This is a genomic window from Lolliginicoccus suaedae, from assembly GCF_008312885.1.
GTDB lineage: Bacteria > Actinomycetota > Actinomycetes > Mycobacteriales > Mycobacteriaceae > Lolliginicoccus > Lolliginicoccus suaedae.
This window is the reverse complement of sequence record NZ_VSSO01000006.1, coordinates 96,202-120,414: the sequence shown is the minus strand read 5'-3', so window position 1 is coordinate 120,414 and position 24,213 is coordinate 96,202. Positions and strand designations below refer to the sequence as shown.

Genomic DNA, 24,213 nt, shown 5'->3' with positions numbered 1-24,213 from the left:
GGCTATCGTGCCAGGTCGCTGGAGCGCCGCGCGCGAGGGTCGGCGGGTTTGCCGTGCATCCGTGATCTCCAGGGCCGGATCCGGCGAGCAGCGAGCAGCAGTGGCACCCCCGTGATGGCCATGCCGACGAATCCATATGCTGCTGAAAGGCGCAGGTCAGGCAGGAACACTAGGTGCGCGAGGGCAGAGCCCAGCCACGTCCAGGCGAACAGAGCCAGGGGAGCCGCGTCGCGCCGCATCCGGGTCCGCGGCGTGGGCGACGGGGCGCGATCGGTGACCGCGAGGAGCAAGGTGATGCATAGCGCCACGAGCGCCCATCCCGCATAGTTCGACAGCGGGATGGGAAAACCGGGCAGAGCCGGGCCTTCCGCGCACCAGGTCCAGTAGCCGGCCGTCACCATCTGCGGATCGAGGTACAGGTCCCACGCGACAATGGTGGCCGCCGCGAGCGGCACGCGGATCCATCGGCGGTGCCGGGGCAGCACGGACACCACCGCAGAGGCGGCGCACCACACTGGATAGCTTCCGCCCACCCATGCGAGCGGCACGATCACCGGGACGTCGGCGACGGCGGGGCCGAGACGGTCGAGGGCGTAGTCGTAGCAGCCGAACGGGAAGCCCGTTGCGACGCCAACTGCCTCGGCGGCAAGTCCGCCCCCGGCCGCACCGACCAGCAGGGCGAGCGCGAAGACGGCACCGCGGGAAGCGAGGGCATGCACTAGGGCCGCGCCGGCGAGGAGCACCACCACGAGCGCGGTCACCGCATCGGCCGCGCTGCCCTCGGCCAGGGGAAAGACGATCTGGGCAAGGACCGCGGCGACCGATAGCAGCACCGCCAGGCCAGCGAGCCAGCGCCCAGCAAGCAGGGGAGAGGTCACCGTGGCCACGCGAGCCGTTGCCGCAGGTGCCCGAACCGCGCATCGCGGAGGGCGAGCCGGGCCGCGCTGCGCCCGCTGAACCCGGAGACGCCCCCGCCCGGATGGGTCGATGCCCCGGTGAGGTACAAGCCAGGGGCTGCCGGGAACCGGTGCTGCGCGAGCGGCGGCACTGGTCGCCACAGCATCATCTGGTCGAGCCCCATCTCCACGTGCATCACGTTGCCGCCGATGAGGCCCAGCTCGCTGGCCAGCAGCTTGGGTGTCTGGACGTAGCGGTCGAGCAGCCCGCCGGTGAGGCCGGGCGCGTAGCGCTCGAGCTCCGCGATGATCCGGTCGGACTCCTGCTCGGCGACATCATCCCAGTCGTTTCCCCGCAGCTCGTAGGGCTGCCACTGGGACCACAGGGTGAGCTGGTGCTCGCCGGGCGGGGCCAGCGTGGGATCGATCGCGCTGAAGGTCATCGCGAGGGCGACGGGACGCTCGGCACGATCCCCGGCGAGCATCGCGCCATGGGCCCGCCGCAGGTGGGAGCGATCCGTGGCGAGGAGCTGCAGGCCTGCGAGCACGGAATCCCCGGCGGTCCCCGCGGAGGGATACGACGGCAGGGCCGAGGATCGGAGGCGCACCGCCATGCCAAGCCCAGGGCCCACCCGGATGCGGCGCCGCCACGTATCGAGCCGTTCCTCGTCGTAGCCGCCGCGCGCGAGCATCCCGAGAGTGGTGAGCACGTGGCATCCCGCGATGACGGTCGCGGCGCGGTGCTGCTTGCCGGATGCGGTGGTCGCGACCCACTCGTGGCCGTCGCGCTCCAGGCAATCGACGGCATCACCGAGGTGGATCCGCCCACCCTCCTCCCGCAAGCGCGCGGCGAGGGCCTCGGTGAGCGCGCCACTGCCCCCTACCGCGCGACCTGGGGGCAGGGTATGCATGAGTGCTGCGAACCCCACCATCGGTGCGGTGCCCGGCTCGGACGTGGGCGGGCCGGACTGGGCGCCGAACCAGGCGAGCGCTGCCTTGAGCCGCTCGCTGTCGAAGTAGTAGTCGAGAAGAGCATCACCGCTGGCGAGGAAGTCCCGCGAGAGCTGGGCGGGGTCGCCGTCGGTCTCGAGTCCCCAGAACGATCTGATGAGAGAGGACGGTGCCGGTGGTCGCGCGAACGCGCGCATCACCTTCTGGCTGCGCGGTGCCCAGTCCTGGACGAAGGCCCGGTAGGCGCGCGCGTCCCGGGTCCCGCACGCGCGATCGATCGAGTCGCACGTGGCGTCGAGGTCCTGGTGGAACACGATTCCGGGTTCCCCGGTGCCAGGCTCGGCGGGGGAGAATGCCCACGGATCGCACTCCAGGTAGCGCAGGCCATGCCGCGCCAGGCCGAGGTCCTCGATGATTCCGCTGTGACGAATCATCAGGTGGGCCGACGACCCTCGATCGACGCGATGCCCCGGGAAGCGCTCGACCGTCGATACCGCGCCGCCAATGACGGTATCGCTCTCGAGGACCGTGGTCCGCCACCCCTCCCGGGCCAGGTAGCAGGCGCTGATCAGAGCATTGTGGCCGGATCCGATGATGATGGCGTCGCTCACGATGCCCGAGCCTATGCGGTAGTCATCGTGAGTGGCAGGGCACGGCCGAGCACGGCGAAAGCCCGGGGGTCCCCGTCGAACCGGAAATCCCGCAGCACGTCCTCGAAGCCACGGCGCCGGTAGAGCCGCCATGCGCGGTTGGCCTCGCCCACCACTTCCGGGGTCGAGAGCAGCACCCGGGATGCCGGGCATCCGCCCAGGAGCTGGCCGAGCAGGGCATCGCCAAGCCCCTGGCCCTGTGCCGAGGGATGGATGTGCAGCTCGGTGAGCTCGAAGTAGTCCTCGAGCACTTGCTCGGCGGCTGTGCTGCCACGTGCGCGGGAAAGGCCGCGATGGACCTGCTCGTACCACCATTGGTGGCTGGCTCCCGTATAGCCGTAGGCGATGCCGAGCAGCGTGCCACGGAGGGCGGCATGGTCCTCTTCGGCGGCGGGCGCGAGGACGGCGGCCGCGCGCCAGCCGGGGCGCAGCGCGTGCTCGGCCCACATCGGGGCTCGCCGCCGGGCGACGGACGCGGGGTACCCCATGGCGCGGACATAGATAGAGAGCGCCTCGTGGAGGCGGTCGCGCATCTGTTCAGGGGCAAGATCGGCGACGTACGGCTGCTGCACTGTGGTAGCGGTCCTCGGGAGGCGGGGAATGGACAGGGAAAAGTGTCAGGCCTGCGCGTTATCGTGGTTGTATCGAACATGGGTTCGATGCCGCAGCTCGTCCTGCTGGAATCGCGGCTCGACCTTCAGCCCCAGGCTCTCGGTCGATCCTACTGGCTGCTTGGCGGGCTTCGCGATCGCCGCGCGCCGGGTTGCCCGGCGGGAAGGGAGGCTGGCGCATGCGCCCGGAAACGCGCCGTAGGTTGTCCTGTGACAGGCATGCGGGCCCCGTGCCCGATTCCGCGCAGGCCCGGTCCATGCTGCGCAGGGCTGACGCACTGTGCGCGGAAGCGGGGCTCGCCGAGACCGCGGAGGAGCGGTTCCGTGCCTCCTACCTCGCCGCGCTGCGTGCCGCGGGCGCGGTGATCCTGCTCAGCGTCCCGCGCAGCAGGAGGCGGCGCCCCCGGAGCGCGTGGGCGATGCTGGCGGCGGAAGGCTCTCCGTGGGATGACTGGGCGGCGCGGATCGCGCCCTACTCGACGCGCCGCGCCATCGTCGATGCCGGCAGCGCACGGCCTGTGACGGAGGCGGAGGCTGATGCGCTCTTCGTGCTCGCCGGCGAGTTCGTCGATGCGGTCCATCGCCATGTCGATGTGGCGCGCAGCGCGTGACGCGATGGCCAACCGGATCCGTGGGGCTCGCATGGGCGGCTCGCGTGGTCGATTTGTCGCTGGTGCGACAAATCGCACAGGTGATCCGTGTGGTAAGTGGCGGCGGAACGCCTTATCATAGTGGTAAGTTCTTGTCCGAATCAGGAGCCCGCCGCCACCACCGGTGCGGCTATCACCATCAAGTGCGGGGGAGGGACCGTGCCACTCTCCGAGCACGAGCAGCGAATGCTCGAGCAGATTGAGAGCGCGCTCTACGCGGAGGATCCAAAGTTTGCCTCCCAGGTGCGCTCCGCGGGAACGAGGGGCCCGTCGACGCGTCGGCGCATGCAGTTCATCGCGCTGTTCGCCGTGGGTCTTGTCCTGCTCATCGCCGGGCTCGCCCTTCCGGTCCTGATGGTGGGAGGCTTCCCGGCCGTCAGTTTCCTTGGCTTCCTCGTGATGTTTGGTACCGGCGTCTGGGCGCTGCTGGGCAAGCATAATTCCACCGAGGGGAACGAGGGCGACAAGCCGGATGCGCCCGCGCCACCGCCGGGCAGGACGACGAAGAAGCCACCGAAGCGCACGTCGGGCAGCTTCTCCCAGCGGATGGAAGAACGGTTCCGCAAGCGCTTCGAGGAGTAGTCCACCGCGCGCCTCACGGCCACGTTCATGCCGGGTCCAGCTATTGCAGCTGGGCCCGGTCTTGTCGTTCCTGGCCGAGCTCCAGGGTTCCCCACTTTCTCCCACGGGCGGCGCGGGGATGCTGTGCTCGGCCACCTCGCGCGGTCGGCGGTCGGGGCGCCGTCGGTACTCGGGGCGGTCGGCCCTCGGGGCGCCGTCGGTACTCGGGGCGGTCGGCCCTCGGGGCGCGAGTGTGCGAAAAGCGACAGGTTTTCGGCCTGGACCTGTCGTTTTTCGCACAGTCGCGGCGTTGCAACGCGCACAGTCGCGGCGCTGCAACGCGCACAGTCGCGGCGCTGCAACGCGCGAAGCACCGCAGCCGAGACGCCGGAGCGGCGACGGCGCGGGGGCGACCGAATCCTCCCCACCATGCCTCGATCCCGCTAGCTGAGCTTATCCTCCGTTTTCGTTGGCAACACGTCTGTAATTGATTGCAGGTGGGGGAAAGTGGGGTAACGTGGTGGCCGGTGGAACACGAGGGTGAATCACCTGGGCTTGCGTGTTGAGGAGGTGTCGACGACGTGTTCTTCGGCACGTACACGCCCAAGCTTGATGACAAGGGACGACTGACGCTTCCGGCTCGGTTCCGGGAACTACTGGCAGGAGGGGTGATGGTGGCCAAGGGCCAGGATCACAGTCTTTCTGTCTACCCGCGCGCCGAGTTCCTGGAGCTCGCGCGCAAGGCTTCCGCGATGTCGAGGAGTGACCCGAGCGCGCGCGCGTTCATCCGAGGCCTGGCCGCAGGAGCGGACGAGCAGCACCTCGACGCGCAGGGGCGGATCAGCATTTCGTCGGCACACCGGCGATGGGCTGGCTTGCAGAAGGAATGCGTGGTGGTGGGATCCGTCGATTTCATCGAGATCTGGGACTCCACCGCATGGGACAGCTATCTCTCGGACAACGAGGAGGGCTACTCGACAGCAGCGGACGAGGTGTTGAAAGAAATTCTGTAGCGACTGCAGTGATTGATGCCCGTGTCGGCACACGAGCGGATAGCGACCAGCCAGGTGCGGCGTGGCCTCTATCCGGTTCGGCCCCTGACGTACTTCCCCAACGCCAGGTGCTCTTACCGGATGGGGACCACGCCGCACACGATGAAGAATCCGCCACTCCTGGTCGCGAACCATCACCGCGTGTGCCCCGAGCCTTCAGCGATCCCCCCGCCGTCATTCGTGTAGGAGCGTGCATGAGCGATCCGATGCCCGAGCATCATCGCGAGACCGCCGAGCGTCACCTCCCGGTCATGGCGGACCGGGCGGTCGAGCTGCTGGGCCCCGCGATCGAACCACCCGGCTCGGTCCTGGTCGACGGCACGCTCGGACTCGCAGGACATGCCGAGCGATTCCTCATGGAGTTTCCGGAGCTGGTCCTCGTCGGGCTCGACCGTGATACGAACGCGCTGCGGCTCGCTGGCGAGCGCCTGCGACCGTTCCGCGATCGCATCCATCTCGTCCATACCCGTTTCGACGGTATCGACGACGCCCTGCGGGAGTCGGGGATCGCCGGTTCCGCGGTGTCAGCGGTGCTCCTTGACCTCGGCGTCTCCTCGATGCAGCTCGATGAGCAGGACCGGGGCTTCTCGTACTCGACGGACGCGCCGCTCGACATGCGCATGGACACCACGTCGGAACTGACAGCGGCGGATGTGGTCAATACTTACAGCGCTGCCGACATCGCGCGGGTCCTCTCGATGTATGGCGAGGAGCGATTCGCGCGCCGGATCGCTGCGGAGATCGTCAAGCAGCGCGCGCAGGAGCCGTTCACCACCAGTGGCCCGCTCGTGGAGCTGCTGTACCGGGCCATCCCCGCAGCGACCCGGCGAACGGGCGGGCATCCCGCGAAGCGCACGTTCCAGGCCCTGCGCATCGAGGTCAACGGTGAGCTCGACTCGCTGCGCGAGGTTCTCGGGCCGGCGCTCGACTCGCTGCGCATCGGCGGCCGGATCGCCATCATGTCCTATCACTCGCTCGAGGATCGCATGGTCAAGCGGGCGCTCGCCGATCGATGCGCCTCCCGGACCCCGCCGGGCCTGCCCGTCGAGCTACCTGGCGCTGGCCCCGAGTTCCGGCTGCTCACGCGTGGAGCGGAGCGGGCGGACGAGGCGGAGGCCGCATCCAATCCCCGAGCGGTGCCCGTGAGGCTCCGGGCCGCTGAACGGATCGCAAGGAGAGACGCATGACGACCTTCACCCCGCCACGCAAGCGCAAGGATTCCCCGCGGCGCGGCAGCAGGCCAGGTCCAGGGTCGGGGCTCTCGCCTGCCGCGCGGCGGGCATACGAGCGTCGCTCCAGCAGGGATGGCGGCGCGGCCGGAGGGTCATCGAGGACGCAGATCGCGAGCGTGGTGCGCAGCCAGGCCAGCCGCATCCCGTTCGTCGCGCTGATCATCGCGATGCTCGTCGCTGGGCTCGCGCTCACCTTGCTGCTCTCCACTCAGGCAGCGCAGCAGGCTTACCAGATATCCGAGCAGAAGCTCGAGACCAAGAAGCTGTCGGAGACGCGGGAGGCGCTATTTCGTGACGTCGCGCTCGGCCGCTCCGCGCCCGCGCTCGCCCAAGCTGCCAGCGAGCTCGGGATGATTCCCGCTCCCGTCCCGGCCTACCTGACGGTCGCCGCGGATGGAACCGTGACCCTCCACGGCGAGCCTACGGCTGCTTCGGGCTCGCCACTGCCACCATTCAATATCGAGCCTGCGAATCCGTCCGAGACTGGTCCTCGGTCGGGCTCGGCGGAGCGCGAGCTCGAGGTAGTGGTGCCGATCCCTGTCGATGAGCTGCCAACGCCTGGCCAGCTGCCAGCGCTGGGTATCGATGGTGTGCCCGTGGAGACGCTGAACCCCGTCGTTCCCGGGCCGGACGGCACCCCGAACGCCGTGAACCAACCACCGGAGAACAGCGCAGAGCAACCGTGACGACTGGCCGTCCGCAAGCACACCGACAACGCCCGAAGCGACCCCGGCGCAGTGCCGCCCGCCCCACCACCGCGGGGCCGCGCTATCGCATCGCTGGGTTCGCCATGTCCCTTGCGCTTGGCCTGATCGTCCTGCAACTGATCAATGTGCAGGGGATCTCGGCGAGCAAGCTCTCGGAGCAGGCCGCGCTGCAGCGGACGGTGTCGCTGATCGACCCGGCGAAGCGCGGTGCCATCACCGATCGCGATGGTGCCATGCTGTCGTTCACCACGCAGGCACGCGCGCTGACCTTCCAGCCGCAACGCATCCGCGAGCAGCTCGAGCAGCAGCAGGAGCTCGACCCCGAGGCGCCTGATCCCGACGCGCGGTTGCGGGAGATCGCCGGTGGCGTGTCCGAGGCTCTCGAGGGGCGGATCACCGAGCGGGCCCTGCGCCGCCAGATCTTCAGCGACGTCACCTTCGTCTACCTCGCGCGCAATGTGGATCCGGCCGTCGCCACCGCCATCCGGGAGGAGTATCCCGAGGTGGGCGCGGAGCGGCAGGACATCCGCCAGTACCCCGGCGGGGCGCTCGCGGCCAATGTCGTCGGCTCGACCGGCTGGGACGGTCATGGGCTGCTGGGGCTGGAGCGATCCATGGACGCGCAGCTCGCCGGGCGCAATGGTTCGCGCACCTACGACCGTAGCGAGGATGGCGCCGTCATTCCTGGCAGCACGCGCGATGTGGTGCCTGCCGAGGATGGCGTCACCATAGAGCTGACCCTGGACAATGATGTGCAGTTCTTCGCGCAGCAGCAGATCGAGCGGGCAGTAGACCTTTCCGGCGCGCGCGCCGGCTCCATCATGGTGCAGGACGCGACCACCGGCGAGGTCCTCGCGATCGCCAACGATGACACGTTCAACCCCGCGCTCGGTCTCGCGGCCCCGGAGAACCAGGTCTCGGTCCTCGGCAATCCCGCGGTGAGCACCCCCTTCGAGCCGGGCTCGGTCGCGAAGATCGTGACGGCCGCGGCGGCCATCGAGGATGGGCTCACCTCGCCCGACGAGGTGCTGCAGGTCGATGGCGAGATCGATATGGCCGGGGTAACGGTGAAGGATGCCTGGAAGCACGGAGTGGTCCCCTACACGACCACGGGCGTGTTCGGGAAGTCATCGAACGTCGGCACCCTGATGCTGGCCGAGCGCATCGGCGAGCAGCGCTTCGCGGAGATGCTCTGGCGCTTCGGGGTGGGCCTGCCCACCGGTATCGAGCTGCCCGGCGAGAGCGTCGGCATGGTCCCTCCGCTGGATACCTGGGGCGGGGGCACCTTCGCGAACATGCCGATCGGGCAAGGCATGTCCATGACCCTGCTGCAGATGTCCGGCATCTACCAGGCCATCGCCAATGATGGCGTACGCATCCCGCCGCGGATCATCAACGCGTTCGTCGATCCCTCGGGCAACCGCACCGAGCCCACGCCCCCCGAGCCAGTCGAAGTGGTGAGCCCCGAGACGGCCCGGATCGTGCGCGACATGTTCCGCAGCGTCGTCCAGTCCGACCCGATGGGATACCAGCAAGGAACGGGCGCGCCGGCCGCAGTGCCCGGGTACCAGGTCTCGGGCAAGACGGGCACCGCCCAGCAAGTGGATCCCGACTGCAGCTGCTACTCGGACTCGCTGCACTGGATCACTTTCGCGGGCATGGCCCCGGCCGAGGACCCCCGCTACGTCATCGCGATCATGCTCGATGCGCCAGTGCGAGGCGTCGACGGTGGTGGCGGCACATCGGCGGCCCCACTGTTCAGCACGGTCGCTTCCTGGCTGCTCCAGCGCGATAACGTGCCGCTCTCGCCCGAGGCGCCCCGGCTGGTCCTCGATACCAGCGCGCCAGGACTGTGAGCAGCACGAGCACGCGAGCCAGTGACGATTCCGCCGATTCCCGCGGGCGCTGTGTGAGCCGCGGGGCGGGGCGGTAACGTTTCGCAATGCCGGGCACGCGCCCGGCCCCGGCCAGGACAGCACCCGGCCCCTGCCAGGACAGCACGACGCAACGGATCGAGAGGAGCGGGCACGTGGCCCACGGACAGCACACGAGGACTCCGCGCCCCACTACCCTCGCCCCCGTTCCCCTGACCGAGCTAGCCAGCCTCGCCGACGCTACCCTCGCCGCCAGCGGGGGACAGGCGCCCGACGATCTGGCCGTGGCGGGCGTGGAGCTGCGCGCCCAGGACATTCGTCCCGGGGACCTGTTCGCGGCGCTTCCTGGCGCGCGGGCGCATGGGGCGTCGTTCATTGACCAGGCTGTGGGGAACGGTGCCATCGCGGTGCTCACCGACACCGCCGGGGCGGAGCTCATCGAGCAGGCGGGCGTGCAGGTGCCGTTGCTGCTCCACGAGGCACCGCGCTCGGTGCTGGGCACCGTGTCCGCGCGGATCTTTGGCAACCCGTCCGACCAGCTGACCCTCATCGGGATCACCGGAACCTCGGGCAAGACCACCACCGCCTACCTCGTCGAGGGCGGCCTCGCCGCGGCCGGGCACAAGGCGGGGCTGATCGGCACGGTCGAGACACGCATCGCCGGGGAGCCCATCGCCAGCGCGCTCACCACCCCCGAGGCCCCCCAGTTGCAGGCATTGCTCGCCGTGATGATCGAGCGCGGCATCAGCCACGTCGTGATGGAGGTCTCCAGCCATGCCCTCGCGCTCGGGCGCGTCGATGGCTGCCGGTTCGCGGTGGCCGGGTTCACCAACCTGTCCCAGGATCACCTGGATTTCCACAAGGACCTCGACGATTACTTCGGCACCAAGGCGCAGCTCTTCGACGGCCGGTCGCGCCCCGCACCGGGCTCCTCGGTGATCTGCGTCGACGATGACTGGGGCAGCCGCATGACCGAGCGCGCCGCTGGGGAGGTCACCACCGTCTCCGCGGACGGGCAACCAGCGAACTGGGTCGCGCGCGCGCCCGAGGTCACGGGTGTCGGGGTGCAGTCGTTCGTCGCCGAGACCGCTTCCGGCGATCAGTATCCCGTCACGGTGCTCCTCCCGGGCCGCTACAACGTCGCCAACGCGCTGCTCGCTCTCGCGCTGCTCGATGCCGCTGGGGTGGATGCCGCGGCTGCCGCGCGGGGGCTGGAGACCGTGCAGGTGCCGGGCCGGATGGAGCGGGTCGATCGTGGGCAGTCGTTTCTCGCGGTGGTGGACTACGCGCACAAGCCTGGCGCGGTGGAGGCGGTGCTCGCCACGCTGCGCGGACAGGCTCGTGGCAAGATCGTCCTGGTGCTGGGCGCTGGTGGTAACCGGGATACCGGCAAGCGCGGACCGATGGGGGCAGCGGCGGCCCGCGGCAGCGATCTCCTTGTGGTGACCGACGATAATCCTCGCGATGAGGATCCGGCCGCTATCCGGGCCGAGGTCCTCGCGGGGGCGCGGCAGGTGCCGGAGGAGGAGCGTGCTCTCATCGCGGAGACTGGCGATCGGCGCGCGGCCATAGCCGAGGCGGTGCGGTGGGTCCACGCTCATGGCGTGGGTGATGACGTTGTGGTCGTGGCGGGCAAGGGCCACGAATCGGGACAGGAAGCGAAGGGCGTGAAGCAGCCGTTCGATGACAGGGTGGAGCTGGCCGGGGCGATCGATGAGATCCTCCGGGCCACGGCGAGCGAGGACGTGCGATGATCCCGATGACGCTGCGACGGATCGCCGAGGTCGTTGGCGGTGAGCTGCATGATGCGCCGGACGACTCGGTGGAGGTCACCGGCACCGTGGAGTTCGATTCCCGCAAGATCGAGCAGGGCGATCTCTTCCTCGCGCTGCCCGGCGCGGCCGTCGACGGCCACGAGTTCGCCGCGCGTGCTGTCGAGTCGGGCGCGGTCGCGGTGCTCGCGGCGCGCCCGGTCGGGGTGCCAGCCATCGTGGCTCCTGCGGTATCGGGACAGCAGGGCGGGGAATGGGCGGGCACGGCCATGGCGCTCGAGCATGACACCGATGGCTCGGGCGCCGCGGTGCTCGAGGCGTTCGCCCGGCTCGCCCGCGCGAGCGTGGATGAGCTCGCCCGTGACCATGGCCTGACCGTTGTGGGGGTCACTGGCTCTGCCGGGAAGACTTCCACGAAGGACTTGATCGCCGCGACGCTGGCGCCGCTCGGTGCGGTCATAGCGCCGCCGGGCTCGTTCAACAACGAGATCGGCCACCCCTGGACGGCGCTGCGGGCGACGAGCGCGACCGATTTCCTCGTGCTGGAGATGTCAGCACGCGGGCCGGGCCACATCGCGGCGCTCGCGGAGACGGCCCCGCCGCGGATCGGGATTGTGCTCAACGTTGGCACCGCCCACCTCGGTGAGTTCGGCAGCCGCGAGATGATCGCGCGGACCAAGGGCGAGCTGCCCGCATCGTTGCCACCGGCCGATCAGGGCGGAGTCGCGATCCTCAACGCTGACGATCCGCTCGTCGCAGCGATGGCCGAGCGAACCACGGCGCGGGTCGTGCTCGTGGGGCAGTCGGAGAAGGCACAGGTGCGGGCGGTCGATCTGGTTCTCGATGACCAGGCGCGCGCCACCTTCCAGCTGGTCACCCCTGCGGGAGAGATCCCGGTACGACTCGCTGTCCATGGCGAGCACCTCGTGACCAACGCGCTGTGCGCGGCCGCGGTGGCGCTCGAGTGCGGCGCGACGCTGCAGCAGGTGGCGGACGCGCTGGCCGGCGCGAAGGGCGCTTCGGGGCGGCGCATGGAGGTCACCGAGCGCGCGGATGGCGTGATGGTCATCAACGATTCCTACAACGCCAACCCGGATGCGGTGCGAGCCGCGCTGAAGGCCCTGGTCACGATGGGCCGCGGCGGGCAGCAGCGGCGGCGGTGCTGGGCCGTGCTCGGCGAGATGGGCGAGCTCGGCGACGAGTCGGTGGTGGAGCATGACCTGATCGGGCGCCAGGCGGTCCGGTTGCTGATCGACAGGCTCATCGTGGTCGGAACGGGTCGCCCCTCGCACGCCATGCACCAGGGAGCCGTCATGGAGGGCTCCTGGAACAACGAATCAATGCTCGTCGATGATGCCGAGGCAGCGCTGTCCATCCTGCGGGATGAGCTCGCGCCCGGTGACATCGTCCTGGTCAAGGCATCGAAAGCAGTGGGCTTGTGGACGGTCGCGGAAGCGCTGATCGCTGATGCCCCGGCAGCTCCTGCCACTGAGTCCGCGGACGGAACGGAGAACATCCAGTGACACAGATCCTGATCGCGGGCGGGCTGGCCCTCGCGGTCTCCATCCTGCTCACCCCGGTGCTGATCCGGATCCTCTCGAAGCAAGGCTTTGGCCAGGAGATCCGCGTCGACGGGCCACAATCGCACCAGTCCAAGCGCGGCACCCCCTCGATGGGCGGCATCGCCATCGTGGCGGGCATCTGGGTGGGCTACTTCGGCTCGCACCTCTTCGGCTTCGGGCTCGATGGCGATGGGCCCACCGCGTCGGGCATCGTGGTCCTCGGCCTCACCACGATGCTCGGTGGCGTCGGCTTCCTCGATGACTACATCAAGATCCGCAAGCAGCGCAACCTTGGCCTGAACAAGACATCGAAGCTGGTGGGCCAGCTCGCCGCGGCGTTGATCTTCGGCGTGCTCCTGCTGCGGTTCCGCAACGAGGAGGGGCTCACTCCCGCGAGCCCCAACCTGTCCTACGTGCGTGAGATCTCGACGATGTCGATGTCCGCGATCCTGTTCGTCATCTTCGTGTACTTCGTGGTCACGGCCTGGTCCAACGCGGTCAACTTCACCGACGGACTCGACGGGCTAGCCGCCGGCACCACTGCGATGGTGGTGGGCGCCTACGTGATCATCACCTTCTGGCAATACCGGAACTCCTGCGCGAACGAGATCACCGCGGGCTGCTACCACGTGCGGGATCCGCTCGACATCGCCATCCTGTGCGCCGCCGCCGGTGGCGCGTGCATCGGCTTCCTCTGGTGGAACGCCGCCCCGGCGAAGATCTTCATGGGCGACACCGGATCCCTCGCGCTCGGTGGCCTCATCGCAGGCGTTTCCCTGACCACGAGCACCGCGCTGCTGATGATCATCGTCGGCGCGATCTTCGTCGCCGAGTTCCTGTCCGTCGTCATCCAGATCGCGGTGTTCCGCACCACCGGGCGGCGGGTGTTCCGCATGGCCCCGTTCCATCACCACTTCGAGCTCGGCGGCTGGGCCGAGACCACGGTCATCATTAGGTTCTGGCTGCTCACCGCCATCGCGTGCGCGCTCGGCATTGGCCTGTTCTACGGCGAATGGGTCGCCACATCAGGGGGCCTGTGATCCATGGACATGCCATCCATCGCTGAGCTCGCGGGCGAGCCTGTCGTCGTGGCGGGAGCAGGCGTCTCGGGCATTGCCACGGTACGTGCCCTGCTGCGCCTCGGCGCGGACGTCCGGATCGTCGATACCCGGCAGGAGGCCCTCGAGCCAGCCGTGTCGCTCGGCGCCACCGCCATCCTGCTCGCCGGCACCGACGATGTTCCCGGTGCGGTGCTCGATGGCGCCCGGCTCGTTGTCACCAGCCCCGGCTGGCGGCCCGACGCGCCCCTGCTCGCCAGTGCCGCCGAGCGTGGCATGCCCGTCTGGGGCGATGTCGAGCTGGCCTGGCGGCTGGACCAGTCCGGCATCCTGGGGCCCGCCCGCACCTGGCTCGCTATCACCGGCACCAACGGCAAGACCACGACGACCACCATGGTCCAGTCGATCCTGCGGGCCGCGGGCCTGCGCAGCGCCGCCTGCGGCAATATCGGCCTGCCCCTGCTCGACGCGCTCGCCGCGGGCACCGGGGGCGAGCCCGGCGAGCGCAACGATGTCCTCGCCATCGAGCTCTCCTCGTTCCAGCTGCACTGGGCCCCATCGGTGCGGCCCGCGGCCGGGGTCATCCTCAACATCGCCGAGGACCATCTCGACTGGCATGGCGGGATGGACGCCTACACCGTTGCCAAGCTGCAGGCCGTCACCGGGGGTGTCGGTGTGCTGGGCCTCGATGACCCGGTGGCTGGCCAGCTTGGTGATCGCGCCACCGCGGAGCGCATCGTGGGCTTCCGCCTGGGCTCGCCCGCGCCGGGCGAGCTGGGCATAGAGGACGGCCAGCTCGTTGATCGCGCGTTCGGCGATGGGCTGGTGCTGCTTCCCGCCGCAGAGGTGCGGCCAGGCGGCCGTCCCGGCGTGCTCGATGGGCTCGCCGCGGCCGCGCTGGCCCGTGCCATCGGCATCGGGGCGAGCGCAATCGCCGAGGGCCTGCGCGCCCACGAGACCGGGCCGCACCGCAACGCGATCATCGCGACCGTGGCGGGCATCCGCTACGTCGATGATTCCAAGGCCACCAACCCGCATGCCGCGGAGGCATCGCTGACGACCTATGAGCGCGTGGTGTGGATCGCTGGCGGACTGCTCAAGGGAGCCTCGGTCGAGGAGCTCGTGCCAGTTGTCCGGGATCGGCTCGCCGCTGCCATCGTGATGGGCGCCGATCGGGCCGCGATCATCGAGTCAATACAGCGACACGCGCCCGAGGTTCCGGTCGTCGAGGTCGCGGCAGGCCACGATGGACTCGTGACCGCGACACTGATCAACCCCGCGAGCGCGCTCGCGCCCTCGCTCGATATCCCTGGGCTCGCCGCTGGCGAGGCGAGCGCGGACGTGGTGATGCACCAGGCTGTCGCTGCCGCGCGCGTGTTCGCCCGGCCAGGCGATGCCATCGTGCTAGCGCCGGCGGCGGCCTCCCTCGACATGTTCCGCGACTATGGTCATCGCGGTCGCAGCTTCGCCGAGGCAGTCAGCGCGGAGGCGCGGCCCTGATGACCGCGCAACGCGCTGGCCAACCAGGCGTGATCGGTGCGGCATCCGCCAGGTTCGGGGCATGGCTGAACCGTCCGATGGCGTCGTTCCATCTGATCCTGTCCATCTCGGCCCTGCTATCGATCCTCGGCCTGGTCATGGTGCTCTCCGCGTCGAGCGTCTCCGAGTACACCCGATCCGGTTCGGCGTACTCGATGTTCATCCGGCAGCTCATGTTCATCACGGTCGGGTGGATCGCTTTCTACGTGGCACTGCGCCTGCCGGTGCGGTTCATCAAGCGCACGGCGTTCCTCGGCGTCGTCGTGTCCACTATCATGCTCGCGCTCGTCCTGGTACCGGGGATCGGTGTCACGGTCAATGGCGCGCGCAGCTGGTTCCAGCTAGCGGGCTTCGCGTTCCAGCCCTCGGAGATGGCAAAGATCGCGCTCGCCCTGTGGGGCGCGGTGCTCCTCGGCGAGCGCGCGGTGCGTACCCGGAGCTCGCGGGACATGCTGTTCCCGCTGGTTCCCGGAGCGCTCGTCATCTTCACTCTCGTGGCATTGCAACCGGACTTCTCCACGCTGGTCGTGCTGTTCTTCATCCTGCTCGCGCTGCTGTGGTTCGCCGGGCTGCCGCTGGGATACTTCGTGGTCGGCGTGGGCGCTGTCCTGTCCATCGCGGTGGTCATGGCTTTCGCCGAGGGATACCGGACGAGACGCCTCACGTCGTTCCTCAACGCCGATGATGATCCGCTGGGGGCGAGCTACCAGGCCCGGCAGTCGCAGTTCGCGCTTGCCGACGGTGGGCTCTTCGGGACCAGCCTGGGGCAGAGCCGCGCCAAGTGGAAGTTCCTGCCCGAGGCCCACAATGACTTCATCTTCGCGATCATCGGCGAGGAGCTCGGCTTCGTGGGCGCCGCGGCGGTCATCGGCATCTTCGGGCTCTTCATCTACACGGGACTGCGCATCGCGGCCCGCTCGGTCGATCCGTTCCTCCGGCTGTTCGTCGCGACCTCCACGGTGTGGGTGATCGGGCAGACTTTCATCAATCTCGGCTACGTCGTGGGATTGCTCCCGGTCACGGGCCTGCAGCTGCCGCTGATCTCGGCGGGCGGAACCTCGGCGGTGCTGACGTTGTTCATGCTCGGGATCATGGCCAGCGCGGCCCGGCACGAGCCGGAGGCGATCGCCGCGTCACAGGTAGCGGCGCGGCGGAGCCGGGTACCGCGGTTCCTGCGGCTGCCGCTCCCCGAGAAGTACAACCCGCCGCGGCCGGCGCCTCGCCGTCCCGACCCCTACGCAGGCGGGCCCGGCCTGGCCATGCCCGTGGCCCCATGGGAATCGATGCCGCCGGCCCCCGGCCCCTATGGCGAGGCACGCCAGCGCGGTGCCGCCCCCGGACGAGGGGGAGCCGCACGGGCGCCCCGCTACCAGGATCATCTCCACAGCGATCATCTCCACGGCGAGCACCGCTACGGGCCCGCCATTCCCGGCAACGGCGCTCCCCAGGCGCGTCGCTACCGGGCGCCCCACCGCCCCGCCGACCCGCGGGCGGGCGCCCCCCACTACGGGGAGCCGCCACGAAGGCGGAGCACGCGCGGCTACTAGCGGAACAGTGATCGACGTCGAGGAGGAATCAGCGCAGTGAACGGAACAAGCAAGCCCACGTTGTCCGTCGTGCTTGCCGGCGGGGGCACCGCGGGGCACATCGAGCCGGCGATGGCCGTGGCCGATGCGCTGCGCGAGCTCGATCCAACGATCCGCATCACCGCCCTCGGGACCGCGCGGGGGCTCGAGACGACGCTGGTGCCGCAACGCGGCTACCCCCTGGTGCTGATCCCTCCGGTGCCGTTGCCACGGAAGCCATCGAGGCAGATGATCGATCTCCCCCTGCGCGTGCGGCGCGCGATCAAGCAGACCCGGGCAGCGATGGACGAGGCCGAGGCGGACGTCGTGGTCGGGTTTGGCGGATATGTCTCCCTGCCGGCCTACCTCGCTGCCGGGCCCGGCATGCTGCGCCGTCGCCGCAGGATCCCCATCGTGGTGCACGAGGCCAACGCGAGCGCCGGCCTGGCCAACAAGGTCGGTGCCCGCCGCGCGGCAGCGGTCCTCACGGCGTTCCCGGACTCGGGCCTGCCTGGTGGGCGCATCGTGGGCATCCCGGTCCGCTCGTCGATCACCTCGCTCGACCGGGCCGCGCTGCGCGCGCAGGCACGGGAGCACTTCGGGCTGGATCCCGATGCCCCGACGCTGCTGGTGTTCGGTGGCTCCCAGGGCGCGCGGTCGCTGAACGAGGCCATCTCCGCAGCGGCCCCGGAGCTCGCCGCCGCCGGGATCGGGGTGCTGCATGCGCATGGGCCGAAGAACAGCCTGGAGCTGCCCGAAGCGACGAGCGGCCCCCGATACGTATCGGTGCCCTACCTGAGCCGGATGGATCTTGCCTACGCCGCCGCCGATGCAGTGGTGTGCCGCTCGGGCGCCATGACCGTGGCGGAGGTCTCCGCGGTGGGATTGCCCGCGGTCTACGTGCCGCTCCCGCATGGCAACGGGGAGCAGGAGCTCAATGCCCGGCCGGTCGCCGAGGCGGGCGGCGGGATCATCGTCAAGGATGCCGGGCTCACCAAGCAGTTCGTGCTCGATACGGTGGTACCACTGCTCACTGACACGGAGGCGCTGTCCCGGATGGGGCGGGCCGCGGCGCGCGCGGGGCACAGGTCAGCGGCCGGAGAGGTCGCTCGGATAGTCATGGATGTGGCGAGAGGACGGGTCGGATGACGGGGTCGAATGGCGTGGAACTGCCCGAGCAGCTCCAGCGCGTCCACATGATCGGGATCGGTGGCGCCGGGATGTCGGGCATCGCTCGCATCCTGATCGCGCGGGGCGCGGAGGTCTCCGGCTCGGACGCTAAGGAGAGCCGGGTGCTGCTTGACCTGCGCGCGCGCGGCGCGTCGGTCCGTGTGGGCCATGACGCGTCCGCGCTCGACCTGCTCGAGGGCGGACCGACGCTGGTGGTGAGCACCGAGGCCGCGATCAAGAAGGACAATCCCGAGCTTCTCGAGGCGCAGCGGCGCGGCATCCCCACGACGTATCGGCCCGATGTTCTCGCCCAGCTGATGGAGGGCAGCGATCCGGTTCTCGTCGCGGGCACGCACGGCAAGACGTCGACGACCTCGCTGCTGGTGGTGGCGCTGCAGCATTGCCATCTCGATCCCTCGTTCGCGGTCGGTGGCGAGCTCAACGAGGCCGGCACCAATGCTCACCACGGTACCGGTGGCATCTTCGTCGCCGAGGCGGACGAGAGCGACGGCTCCCTGCTCCGCTACGAGCCGCGGGTAGCGATCGTCACCAATGTGGAGGCGGATCATCTCGACTACTACGGCTCGGCCGAGGCGTATGTGAAGATCTTCGACTCCTTCGCGGACCGGGTGGTCGAGGGCGGCGTGGTCGTCGCTTGCATCGAGGATCCGGGGTCGCGCGAGTTCGCCGTGCGCACGGCTGCCCGGGGCATCCGGGTGGTCGGTTATGGCTCCACCGATGAGCCGCTCGGCGGGGTGGAGCTCGGTGCGGAGCTGCTGGGCTGGGAGGCCCGCGATGGTGGCGGGGTCGGCCAGGTCCGGCTGGCAGGGGCCGAGGAGCCGGTGGTGATGCGCCTGGCCGTGCCCGGCAGGCACATGGCGCTCAATGCGCTCGCGGCGCTGCTCGCCGCCCGTGAGATCGGCGCTCCCACCAATGAGGTGCTCGAGGGCCTCGAGGGGTTCGGGGGAGTGCGTCGCCGCTTCCAGTACGTGGGCCGGGAGGCGGGCGTGCGGTTGTATGACGACTACGCGCATCACCCCACCGAGGTGCGGGCCGTGCTGCGCGCCGCGCAGGACATGATCGCCGAGGAGAAGGCCGCCGCCCCGGAGTATCCGACCGGCAAGGTCGTAGTGGTCTTCCAGCCGCACATGTACTCGCGGACCGAGATCTTCGCGACCGAGTTCGCCGCGGCGCTCGATCTCGCGGACGAGGTGATCGTGCTCGATGTGTACGGCGCGCGCGAGGAGCCGAGGCCGGGCGTGACGGGTGATCTCATCGCGCGGCAGGTCACCAAGCCGGTGCATTACCAGCCTGATGTGTCGGAGCTGCCGGTGCAGCTGGCGGGGCTCGCGCGCCCCGGTGACCTGGTGCTGACGATGGGCGCGGGCGATGTGACGATGCTGGGCCCGGTGATCCTCGATGGGATCCGGTCGCGGCGCAACCTCGCGCGGCCAGGCGAGGGTGCCCGGGAGGGCCGGTGACGGCGGTTCGTTCCTTCCTGCACCGCTGGCGGTTCGTGCTGGCGGGATTGCTGGTCGTGGGCCTGCTGGCAGGGGCATTCGCGGTGGCGTGGTTCAGCTCGCTGCTGTCGGTGCGCTCGGTCGAGGTCCAGGCTGCCCCGTCGGTCCCGGAGGAAGCGGTGCGTGGGGTGATCGACGTCGCGGAGGGCACGCCGTTGCTGCAGGTCGATACTCATGAGGTCGCTGCTCGTGTCGCCGGAATACCGAAGGTGGCCGAGGCGCGGGTCTCGCGGGTGCTGCCGTCGACGTTGCGCGTCGAGGTCGTTGAGCGCGTGCCGGCAGTGTTCTTCGATGGCCCTGGCGGTTCCCACCTGATGGACGCTGGGGGTGTTGTTTTCGCGGTGGAGCCGCCGCCGGAAGGCCTGCCGCGCTTGGTCACCGAGGAGCCTGGCGAGGATGATCCGGCGACGCGCGCCGCGCTGGATGTACTGGCGTCGCTGGCGGGGGAGATGCGCGGAATGGTCGAGGAGGCTCGTGCGGGCTCGCGGGTCGATGTGCAGCTCCTCCTGACCGATGGCAGGACCGTGATCTGGGGGGATGCAGGGGATTCGGCGTACAAGGCCCGGGTGGCGGAGGCGTTGCTGACGCAGCCGGGGCAGGTGTATGACGTCTCGAGCCCGAGCTTGCCGGTGATTCGCTGATCGGTGGTGCTGGCCCCCGCGCGAGATGGTGGCGCGGGGGCCTTGTCGTGCTCGTCGTGGCGCGCTGGTGCCCGCTGATCGGAGGACAAGGTTTCGGCAGGAAGAAATAACTGTGCGGTATCGGCGCGCCTAATGGCGTTGCGCATCCGTGATGCCTAGCGTTTCCGGCAGTCAGGTACTTGACATAACTCTAACCCTATGGTTGAGGTTGAGGGTTAGATCCCAAGCTTCCTGCCGAAAGTCCCGTAGAACGCTGATAGAGCAAGACACATGGAAGGCGAGAGCCCATGACGCCCCCGCACAACTACCTCGCCGTTATCAAGGTCGTCGGCATCGGCGGCGGTGGGGTCAACGCTGTCAACCGAATGATCGAGGCAGGACTCAAAGGAGTTGAGTTCATTGCCATCAACACGGATGCACAAGCACTGCTGATGAGCGATGCCGACGTCAAGCTCGACGTCGGCCGAGAACTCACCCGAGGACTCGGCGCTGGAGCAGACCCCGAGGTCGGTCGCAAGGCAGCCGAAGACCACAAGAACGAGATCGAGGAAGTGCTCAAGGGCGCTGACATGGTCTTCGTCACCGCCGGTGAAGGTGGTGGAACCGGCACTGGCGGCGCGCCAGTCGTCGGGAGCATCGCCCGAAAGCTCGGTGCGCTCACCGTCGGCGTGGTCACCCGGCCGTTCTCCTTCGAGGGGAAGCGGCGCGGTGCTCAGGCCGAGGCTGGCATCGCCGCGCTGCGCGAGACCTGCGACACCCTCATCGTGATCCCCAACGACCGGCTGCTCCAGCTCGGCGACGCCGCTGTCAGCCTGATGGATGCCTTCCGCTCCGCCGATGAGGTGCTCCTCAACGGTGTGCAGGGCATCACTGACCTCATCACCACCCCCGGCCTGATCAACGTCGACTTCGCCGACGTCAAGGGAGTGATGTCCGGTGCCGGAACGGCACTGATGGGCATCGGCTCCTCCCGCGGCGAGGGCCGTGCGGTCAAGGCGGCCGAGGCAGCGATCAACTCCCCGCTGCTCGAGGCCTCCATGGACGGCGCGCACGGCGTGCTCCTCTCCATCGCAGGTGGCTCCGATCTCGGCCTGTTCGAGATCCACGACGCCGCGAGCCTCGTGGAGGAGGCCGCGCACGTCGATGCGAACATCATCTTTGGCACGGTCATCGATGACTCGCTCGGCGACGAGGTGCGCATCACTGTCATCGCGGCAGGATTCGACGGTGCTCCCGCGGCGCGCAGCGCCCGCGACGAGCGGCGCGAGCCCCAGCGGCAGGCAGCTGCCCGCCAGCCGGAGCAGCCTGGCCGTCGCAGCGGCCCGGATCTCGGCCGGGACCGTGACTACGGCTCGGGCCGCGGTGGACGCTTCGGCGGAGACCTGCCATCCGTGCCTGACCGCGGTCGGCGGGGCGACGTGCCAGGCCGCCGCGATGAGGTCCCCGTCAGTCGTGGACGTAGTCGTGGCAACGACGGTTTCATCGATGATGATCCCGATCTGGACGTCCCTGACTTCATGCGCTGACGCTACGGGACCGCGCGGCACTGCGAAGGCAGGTGGCACAATCGAGCCAAGGCCGTGCGGAACCAAGGGGAGCGACGATGACCATCCACCAGCTCATCACCACGCGCCACGGTGGAGTGTCGCCAGCTCCCTTTGAATCCCTCAACCTTGGTGTGCACGTGGGAGACGCCCCGGAACTCGTGACCGAGAACCGGCGGCGTCTCTCGCTGTTGATGGGCATGGAAGCATCCCGCATAGTCTGGATGGACCAGGTGCATGGCACGCGCGTGGCCGTGGTGCGGGAGCCCGTTGACGGCCCCCTGCCCAGCACTGACGCGGTGGTCACCGACGTGCCCGGCCTCGCCCTGGCCGTGCTGACCGCCGATTGCATACCGATCCTGCTCGCCGACCACTCCGCTGGGATCATCGGTGCCGCGCATGCCGGGCGCAAGGGCGCCGAGGACGGCATCGCGCGGGAGACCGTGACCGCGATGATCGGTCTCGGGGCGACCGCGGGCGCCATCGAGGCGTACCTCGGGCCAGGAGCATGCGGCCAGTGCTACGAGGTGCCCGCATCCATGCGTGACGAGGTCAGTGCCCGGTTGCCCGGCAGCGCCGCCGAGACCAGCTGGGGCACGCCCGCGCTCGATCTGCCCAACGGGCTCCATGAGCAGCTCGAGGCCCTTGGCGTTGCGCGCATCCGGCGCGACCCGCGCTGCACCATCGAGTGCGCGGACCTGTTCAGCCACCGCAGGGAGGCTCCGACCGGAAGGCTTGCCTCGGTCATCTGGCAGGATGCCGCATCGTGAGCAACATCCTCGAGACGCCCCGGGCCCACGAGATCGCCAAAGCCCTCGACGACCAGCGAGCACGCATCGCCGAGGCCTGCCGCGAGGCGGGCCGGCCAGCCGGGAGCGTGCAGCTGCTGCCCGTGACGAAGTTCTTCCCCGCCTCCGATGCGCGGATCCTGCGCCTGCTCGGGTGCGCCGAGCTCGGTGAGTCCCGCGCGCAGGAGGCCGGGCCGAAGGCGGAGGAGCTCGCCCTCGCTGAGCCTGGCGCGCCGATCGCCTGGCACATGATCGGTCGGCTCCAGCGCAACAAGGCGAGCAATGTGGTCCGGTGGGCCGCCGTGGTCCAGTCCGTGGACAATGAGAAGCTCGCGCGCGCTCTGTCGCGAGCAGCAGCCACCGCTCTCGACGCGCGCGAGCGCGACACTGTGCTGCGGGTCTGCCTGCAGGTCAGCCTCGATGGCGATCCGTCGCGCGGCGGCGCCCGCATCGAAGACTTGCCCCGGCTCGGCGAGATCGTCGCGGCGCTGCCCGGGCTCGAGCTCGCTGGGCTCATGGCCGTGCCACCGCTGGGCAGCGACACCGAGCAGGAGTTCGCCAGGCTGCGGCAGGTCCATGACCGGTTCGTCGCGACCTTCCCGTTCGCTACCACGCTCTCGGCGGGAATGTCGGCGGATGCCCCGATCGCAATACGCCATGGATCAACTTGTGTGCGTGTCGGTACCGCATTGTTAGGGCCGAGGCCGATAACCTCGCCGTAACCATCAATGGTGAACCGGCTTCCCCCGCCATCACGAACGGTGCCCGCTCCGGGCCACGTCCATCGACCAGGCCATGCCTCCTCGTCGCCCCAGGAAGGTCAATCCATGAGCGCAATGCAGAAGATCAAGGAGTACTTCGCTCTCGTGCCCCCCGCGGAGTACGAGGACGATTACGTCGACGACGTGGATCAGCGCGGCCGCGGCCGTCGTGACCTGCCGCCCGGACGCTTCGACGAGCCGACCGGATACCGGCCCGGCACCTACGTCCCCTCGCAGCGGCGTCCCGAGCCTGCCCCGTTCCCGCCCCAGGGTGGCTTCGAGCGCGATCCCTACGACCGCGATCGCTTCGGTGGCGATCCCCGCCAGATGCGCCCCATGGCGCCCCCGCCCGCCGTCGAGGACTTCGATCGTGTCCAGCCCCCGCGCCCCGTGGCCCCGCCGCGCCGCAGCGAGCCCGATCGCAGGATGGCAGCACCCGCAGAGGACGTGAGCGTGCTGGCCAAGATCACGACGCTGCGCCCCCGGGACTTCAGCGAGGCCCGCACCATCGGCGAGCAGTTCCGCGACGGCATCCCGGTCATCATGGACCTCAACGACATGCCTGGCGCTGATGCCAAGCGGGTGCTCGACTTCGCCGGTGGCTGCGCGTTCGCGCTCAATGGCAACTTCGAGAAGGTCGCCTCGAAGGTCTTCCTGCTCTCCCCGGCCGACATTGATGTCTCGGCCGAGGACCGCCGCCGGATCGCGGAGACCAGCCTGAACCAGGGCAGGTGAGGGTGGCGCCGAGCGGGCTGCAACATGGTTTGTTCCTACCGGCGAATTCAGGCAGAGTGACGGCATGGTGCTGATCCTCTCCGCGCTCTCGACGCTGCTGTTCATCTACTCGCTGTTGCTGATCGCGCGGGTGGTCGTTGAGTTCATTCGCATGTTCGCCCGCGATTGGCGGCCATCCGGCCCAGTGGTGGTGATCCTCGAGTTCATCTTCATGACGACTGACCCACCAATCCGCTTCCTGCGCAGGATGATCCCGCCGCTGACGCTCGGGAGCGTGCGTCTCGATCTGTCCGTGCTGATCCTGTTGATCGGAATCGCGATCCTCCAGAATGTCCTCGGCGCCATTGCCGCGGGTCTCGCGTAGGGTATTGCCC

The 24,213-nt window shown here is 69.3% G+C and carries 22 protein-coding genes; 19 read left to right on the top strand and 3 right to left on the bottom strand.

Features of this window, described 5'->3' with window-relative positions:
• Positions 1 to 2: 2 nt before the first annotated feature.
• Genes FXO18_RS15500 through FXO18_RS15490 form a run of 3 tightly spaced genes read right to left on the bottom strand, consistent with a single transcriptional unit; the run spans position 3 to position 3,030 of the window.
• On the bottom strand, positions 3 to 878 hold the full coding sequence (locus FXO18_RS15500; RefSeq protein ID WP_235900719.1) for a carotenoid biosynthesis protein: 876 nt from the start codon (positions 876 to 878) through the stop codon (positions 3 to 5).
• Positions 875 to 2,458 carry a phytoene desaturase family protein gene (locus FXO18_RS15495; RefSeq protein WP_187774401.1) on the bottom strand — a complete coding sequence of 528 codons (1,584 nt, stop codon included), beginning with the start codon at positions 2,456 to 2,458 and terminating at the stop codon, positions 875 to 877. Before FXO18_RS15495 ends, FXO18_RS15500 begins: the two co-directional genes overlap by 4 nt.
• Positions 2,459 to 2,469: 11 nt before the next feature.
• Positions 2,470 to 3,030 (bottom strand): GNAT family N-acetyltransferase, encoded by a 561-nt coding sequence (locus tag FXO18_RS15490; RefSeq protein WP_149362107.1) that lies wholly within the window; start codon positions 3,028 to 3,030, stop codon positions 2,470 to 2,472.
• A 308-nt stretch (positions 3,031 to 3,338) separates the two neighbouring features.
• Here FXO18_RS15490 and FXO18_RS15485 point away from each other — a divergent pair, with 308 nt between their 5' ends.
• The 19 genes from FXO18_RS15485 (at position 3,339) to FXO18_RS15395 (ending at position 24,203) form a co-directional block, all read left to right on the top strand.
• Positions 3,339 to 3,719 (top strand): SAV_6107 family HEPN domain-containing protein, encoded by a 381-nt coding sequence (locus FXO18_RS15485; protein WP_149362044.1) that lies wholly within the window; start codon positions 3,339 to 3,341, stop codon positions 3,717 to 3,719.
• 198 nt (positions 3,720 to 3,917) lie between these two features.
• Positions 3,918 to 4,340: a DUF3040 domain-containing protein gene (locus FXO18_RS15480; protein WP_149362043.1), complete on the top strand. Its 423-nt coding sequence runs from the start codon at positions 3,918 to 3,920 to the stop codon at positions 4,338 to 4,340.
• Between the two features lie 560 nt (positions 4,341 to 4,900).
• Complete coding sequence (mraZ, locus tag FXO18_RS15475; protein WP_149362042.1) at positions 4,901 to 5,332, top strand: division/cell wall cluster transcriptional repressor MraZ; 432 nt, start codon at positions 4,901 to 4,903, stop codon at positions 5,330 to 5,332.
• 233 nt (positions 5,333 to 5,565) lie between these two features.
• A complete protein-coding gene (gene rsmH / locus FXO18_RS15470) occupies positions 5,566 to 6,558 on the top strand; it encodes a 16S rRNA (cytosine(1402)-N(4))-methyltransferase RsmH (protein WP_149362041.1) in 993 nt (330 codons plus the stop codon).
• Complete coding sequence (locus tag FXO18_RS15465; protein ID WP_149362040.1) at positions 6,555 to 7,289, top strand: hypothetical protein; 735 nt, start codon at positions 6,555 to 6,557, stop codon at positions 7,287 to 7,289. Before rsmH ends, FXO18_RS15465 begins: the two co-directional genes overlap by 4 nt.
• A gap of 104 nt (positions 7,290 to 7,393) precedes the next feature.
• Positions 7,394 to 9,166, top strand: a complete 1,773-nt coding sequence (locus FXO18_RS15460) for a peptidoglycan D,D-transpeptidase FtsI family protein (protein WP_149362039.1) — start codon at positions 7,394 to 7,396, stop codon at positions 9,164 to 9,166.
• A 173-nt stretch (positions 9,167 to 9,339) separates the two neighbouring features.
• Positions 9,340 to 10,938 carry a UDP-N-acetylmuramoyl-L-alanyl-D-glutamate--2,6-diaminopimelate ligase gene (locus tag FXO18_RS15455; protein ID WP_235900718.1) on the top strand — a complete coding sequence of 533 codons (1,599 nt, stop codon included), beginning with the start codon at positions 9,340 to 9,342 and terminating at the stop codon, positions 10,936 to 10,938.
• Positions 10,935 to 12,479 (top strand): UDP-N-acetylmuramoyl-tripeptide--D-alanyl-D-alanine ligase, encoded by a 1,545-nt coding sequence (locus FXO18_RS15450; protein WP_149362037.1) that lies wholly within the window; start codon positions 10,935 to 10,937, stop codon positions 12,477 to 12,479. Before FXO18_RS15455 ends, FXO18_RS15450 begins: the two co-directional genes overlap by 4 nt.
• Entirely contained in the window at positions 12,476 to 13,558 is a 1,083-nt protein-coding gene (mraY, locus tag FXO18_RS15445) for a phospho-N-acetylmuramoyl-pentapeptide-transferase (RefSeq protein WP_149362036.1), read from the top strand. The genes FXO18_RS15450 and mraY overlap by 4 nt, the downstream gene beginning before the upstream one ends.
• A 9-nt stretch (positions 13,559 to 13,567) precedes the next feature.
• Positions 13,568 to 15,076: a UDP-N-acetylmuramoyl-L-alanine--D-glutamate ligase gene (gene murD / locus FXO18_RS15440; RefSeq protein WP_149362035.1), complete on the top strand. Its 1,509-nt coding sequence runs from the start codon at positions 13,568 to 13,570 to the stop codon at positions 15,074 to 15,076.
• Complete coding sequence (gene ftsW, locus FXO18_RS15435) at positions 15,076 to 16,662, top strand: putative lipid II flippase FtsW (RefSeq protein ID WP_149362034.1); 1,587 nt, start codon at positions 15,076 to 15,078, stop codon at positions 16,660 to 16,662. Before murD ends, ftsW begins: the two co-directional genes overlap by 1 nt.
• A gap of 36 nt (positions 16,663 to 16,698) precedes the next feature.
• Positions 16,699 to 17,829: an undecaprenyldiphospho-muramoylpentapeptide beta-N-acetylglucosaminyltransferase gene (gene murG, locus FXO18_RS15430; RefSeq protein ID WP_149362033.1), complete on the top strand. Its 1,131-nt coding sequence runs from the start codon at positions 16,699 to 16,701 to the stop codon at positions 17,827 to 17,829.
• Entirely contained in the window at positions 17,826 to 19,331 is a 1,506-nt protein-coding gene (gene murC / locus FXO18_RS15425) for a UDP-N-acetylmuramate--L-alanine ligase (RefSeq protein WP_149362032.1), read from the top strand. The genes murG and murC overlap by 4 nt, the downstream gene beginning before the upstream one ends.
• Positions 19,328 to 20,011 carry a cell division protein FtsQ/DivIB gene (locus FXO18_RS15420; RefSeq protein WP_235900717.1) on the top strand — a complete coding sequence of 228 codons (684 nt, stop codon included), beginning with the start codon at positions 19,328 to 19,330 and terminating at the stop codon, positions 20,009 to 20,011. The genes murC and FXO18_RS15420 overlap by 4 nt, the downstream gene beginning before the upstream one ends.
• Before the next feature lie 287 nt (positions 20,012 to 20,298).
• Positions 20,299 to 21,537, top strand: a complete 1,239-nt coding sequence (gene ftsZ, locus FXO18_RS15415) for a cell division protein FtsZ (RefSeq protein WP_149362031.1) — start codon at positions 20,299 to 20,301, stop codon at positions 21,535 to 21,537.
• Positions 21,538 to 21,614: 77 nt separating this feature from the next.
• Positions 21,615 to 22,325: a peptidoglycan editing factor PgeF gene (gene pgeF / locus FXO18_RS15410; protein ID WP_149362030.1), complete on the top strand. Its 711-nt coding sequence runs from the start codon at positions 21,615 to 21,617 to the stop codon at positions 22,323 to 22,325.
• Positions 22,322 to 23,065: a YggS family pyridoxal phosphate-dependent enzyme gene (locus FXO18_RS15405; protein ID WP_149362029.1), complete on the top strand. Its 744-nt coding sequence runs from the start codon at positions 22,322 to 22,324 to the stop codon at positions 23,063 to 23,065. The genes pgeF and FXO18_RS15405 overlap by 4 nt, the downstream gene beginning before the upstream one ends.
• Positions 23,066 to 23,170: 105 nt before the next feature.
• A complete protein-coding gene (locus tag FXO18_RS15400) occupies positions 23,171 to 23,839 on the top strand; it encodes a cell division protein SepF (RefSeq protein ID WP_149362028.1) in 669 nt (222 codons plus the stop codon).
• 67 nt (positions 23,840 to 23,906) lie between these two features.
• Complete coding sequence (locus tag FXO18_RS15395) at positions 23,907 to 24,203, top strand: YggT family protein (protein ID WP_407936488.1); 297 nt, start codon at positions 23,907 to 23,909, stop codon at positions 24,201 to 24,203.
• Positions 24,204 to 24,213 lie beyond the last annotated feature (10 nt).

What these genes read in the sequence shown, in the direction of transcription:
- FXO18_RS15490 (WP_149362107.1), bottom strand. Translation starts at nt 3,030, where the DNA reads ATGCGCGACCGCCTCCACGAGGCGCTCTCTATCTATGTCCGCGCCATG.
- rsmH (WP_149362041.1), top strand. Translation starts at nt 5,566, where the DNA reads ATGAGCGATCCGATGCCCGAGCATCATCGCGAGACCGCCGAGCGTCAC.
- FXO18_RS15465 (WP_149362040.1), top strand. Translation starts at nt 6,555, where the DNA reads ATGACGACCTTCACCCCGCCACGCAAGCGCAAGGATTCCCCGCGGCGC.
- FXO18_RS15460 (WP_149362039.1), top strand. Translation starts at nt 7,394, where the DNA reads ATGTCCCTTGCGCTTGGCCTGATCGTCCTGCAACTGATCAATGTGCAG.
- FXO18_RS15450 (WP_149362037.1), top strand. Translation starts at nt 10,935, where the DNA reads ATGATCCCGATGACGCTGCGACGGATCGCCGAGGTCGTTGGCGGTGAG.
- murD (WP_149362035.1), top strand. Translation starts at nt 13,568, where the DNA reads ATGCCATCCATCGCTGAGCTCGCGGGCGAGCCTGTCGTCGTGGCGGGA.
- ftsW (WP_149362034.1), top strand. Translation starts at nt 15,076, where the DNA reads ATGACCGCGCAACGCGCTGGCCAACCAGGCGTGATCGGTGCGGCATCC.
- murC (WP_149362032.1), top strand. Translation starts at nt 17,826, where the DNA reads ATGACGGGGTCGAATGGCGTGGAACTGCCCGAGCAGCTCCAGCGCGTC.
- ftsZ (WP_149362031.1), top strand. Translation starts at nt 20,299, where the DNA reads ATGACGCCCCCGCACAACTACCTCGCCGTTATCAAGGTCGTCGGCATC.
- pgeF (WP_149362030.1), top strand. Translation starts at nt 21,615, where the DNA reads ATGACCATCCACCAGCTCATCACCACGCGCCACGGTGGAGTGTCGCCA.
- FXO18_RS15400 (WP_149362028.1), top strand. Translation starts at nt 23,171, where the DNA reads ATGAGCGCAATGCAGAAGATCAAGGAGTACTTCGCTCTCGTGCCCCCC.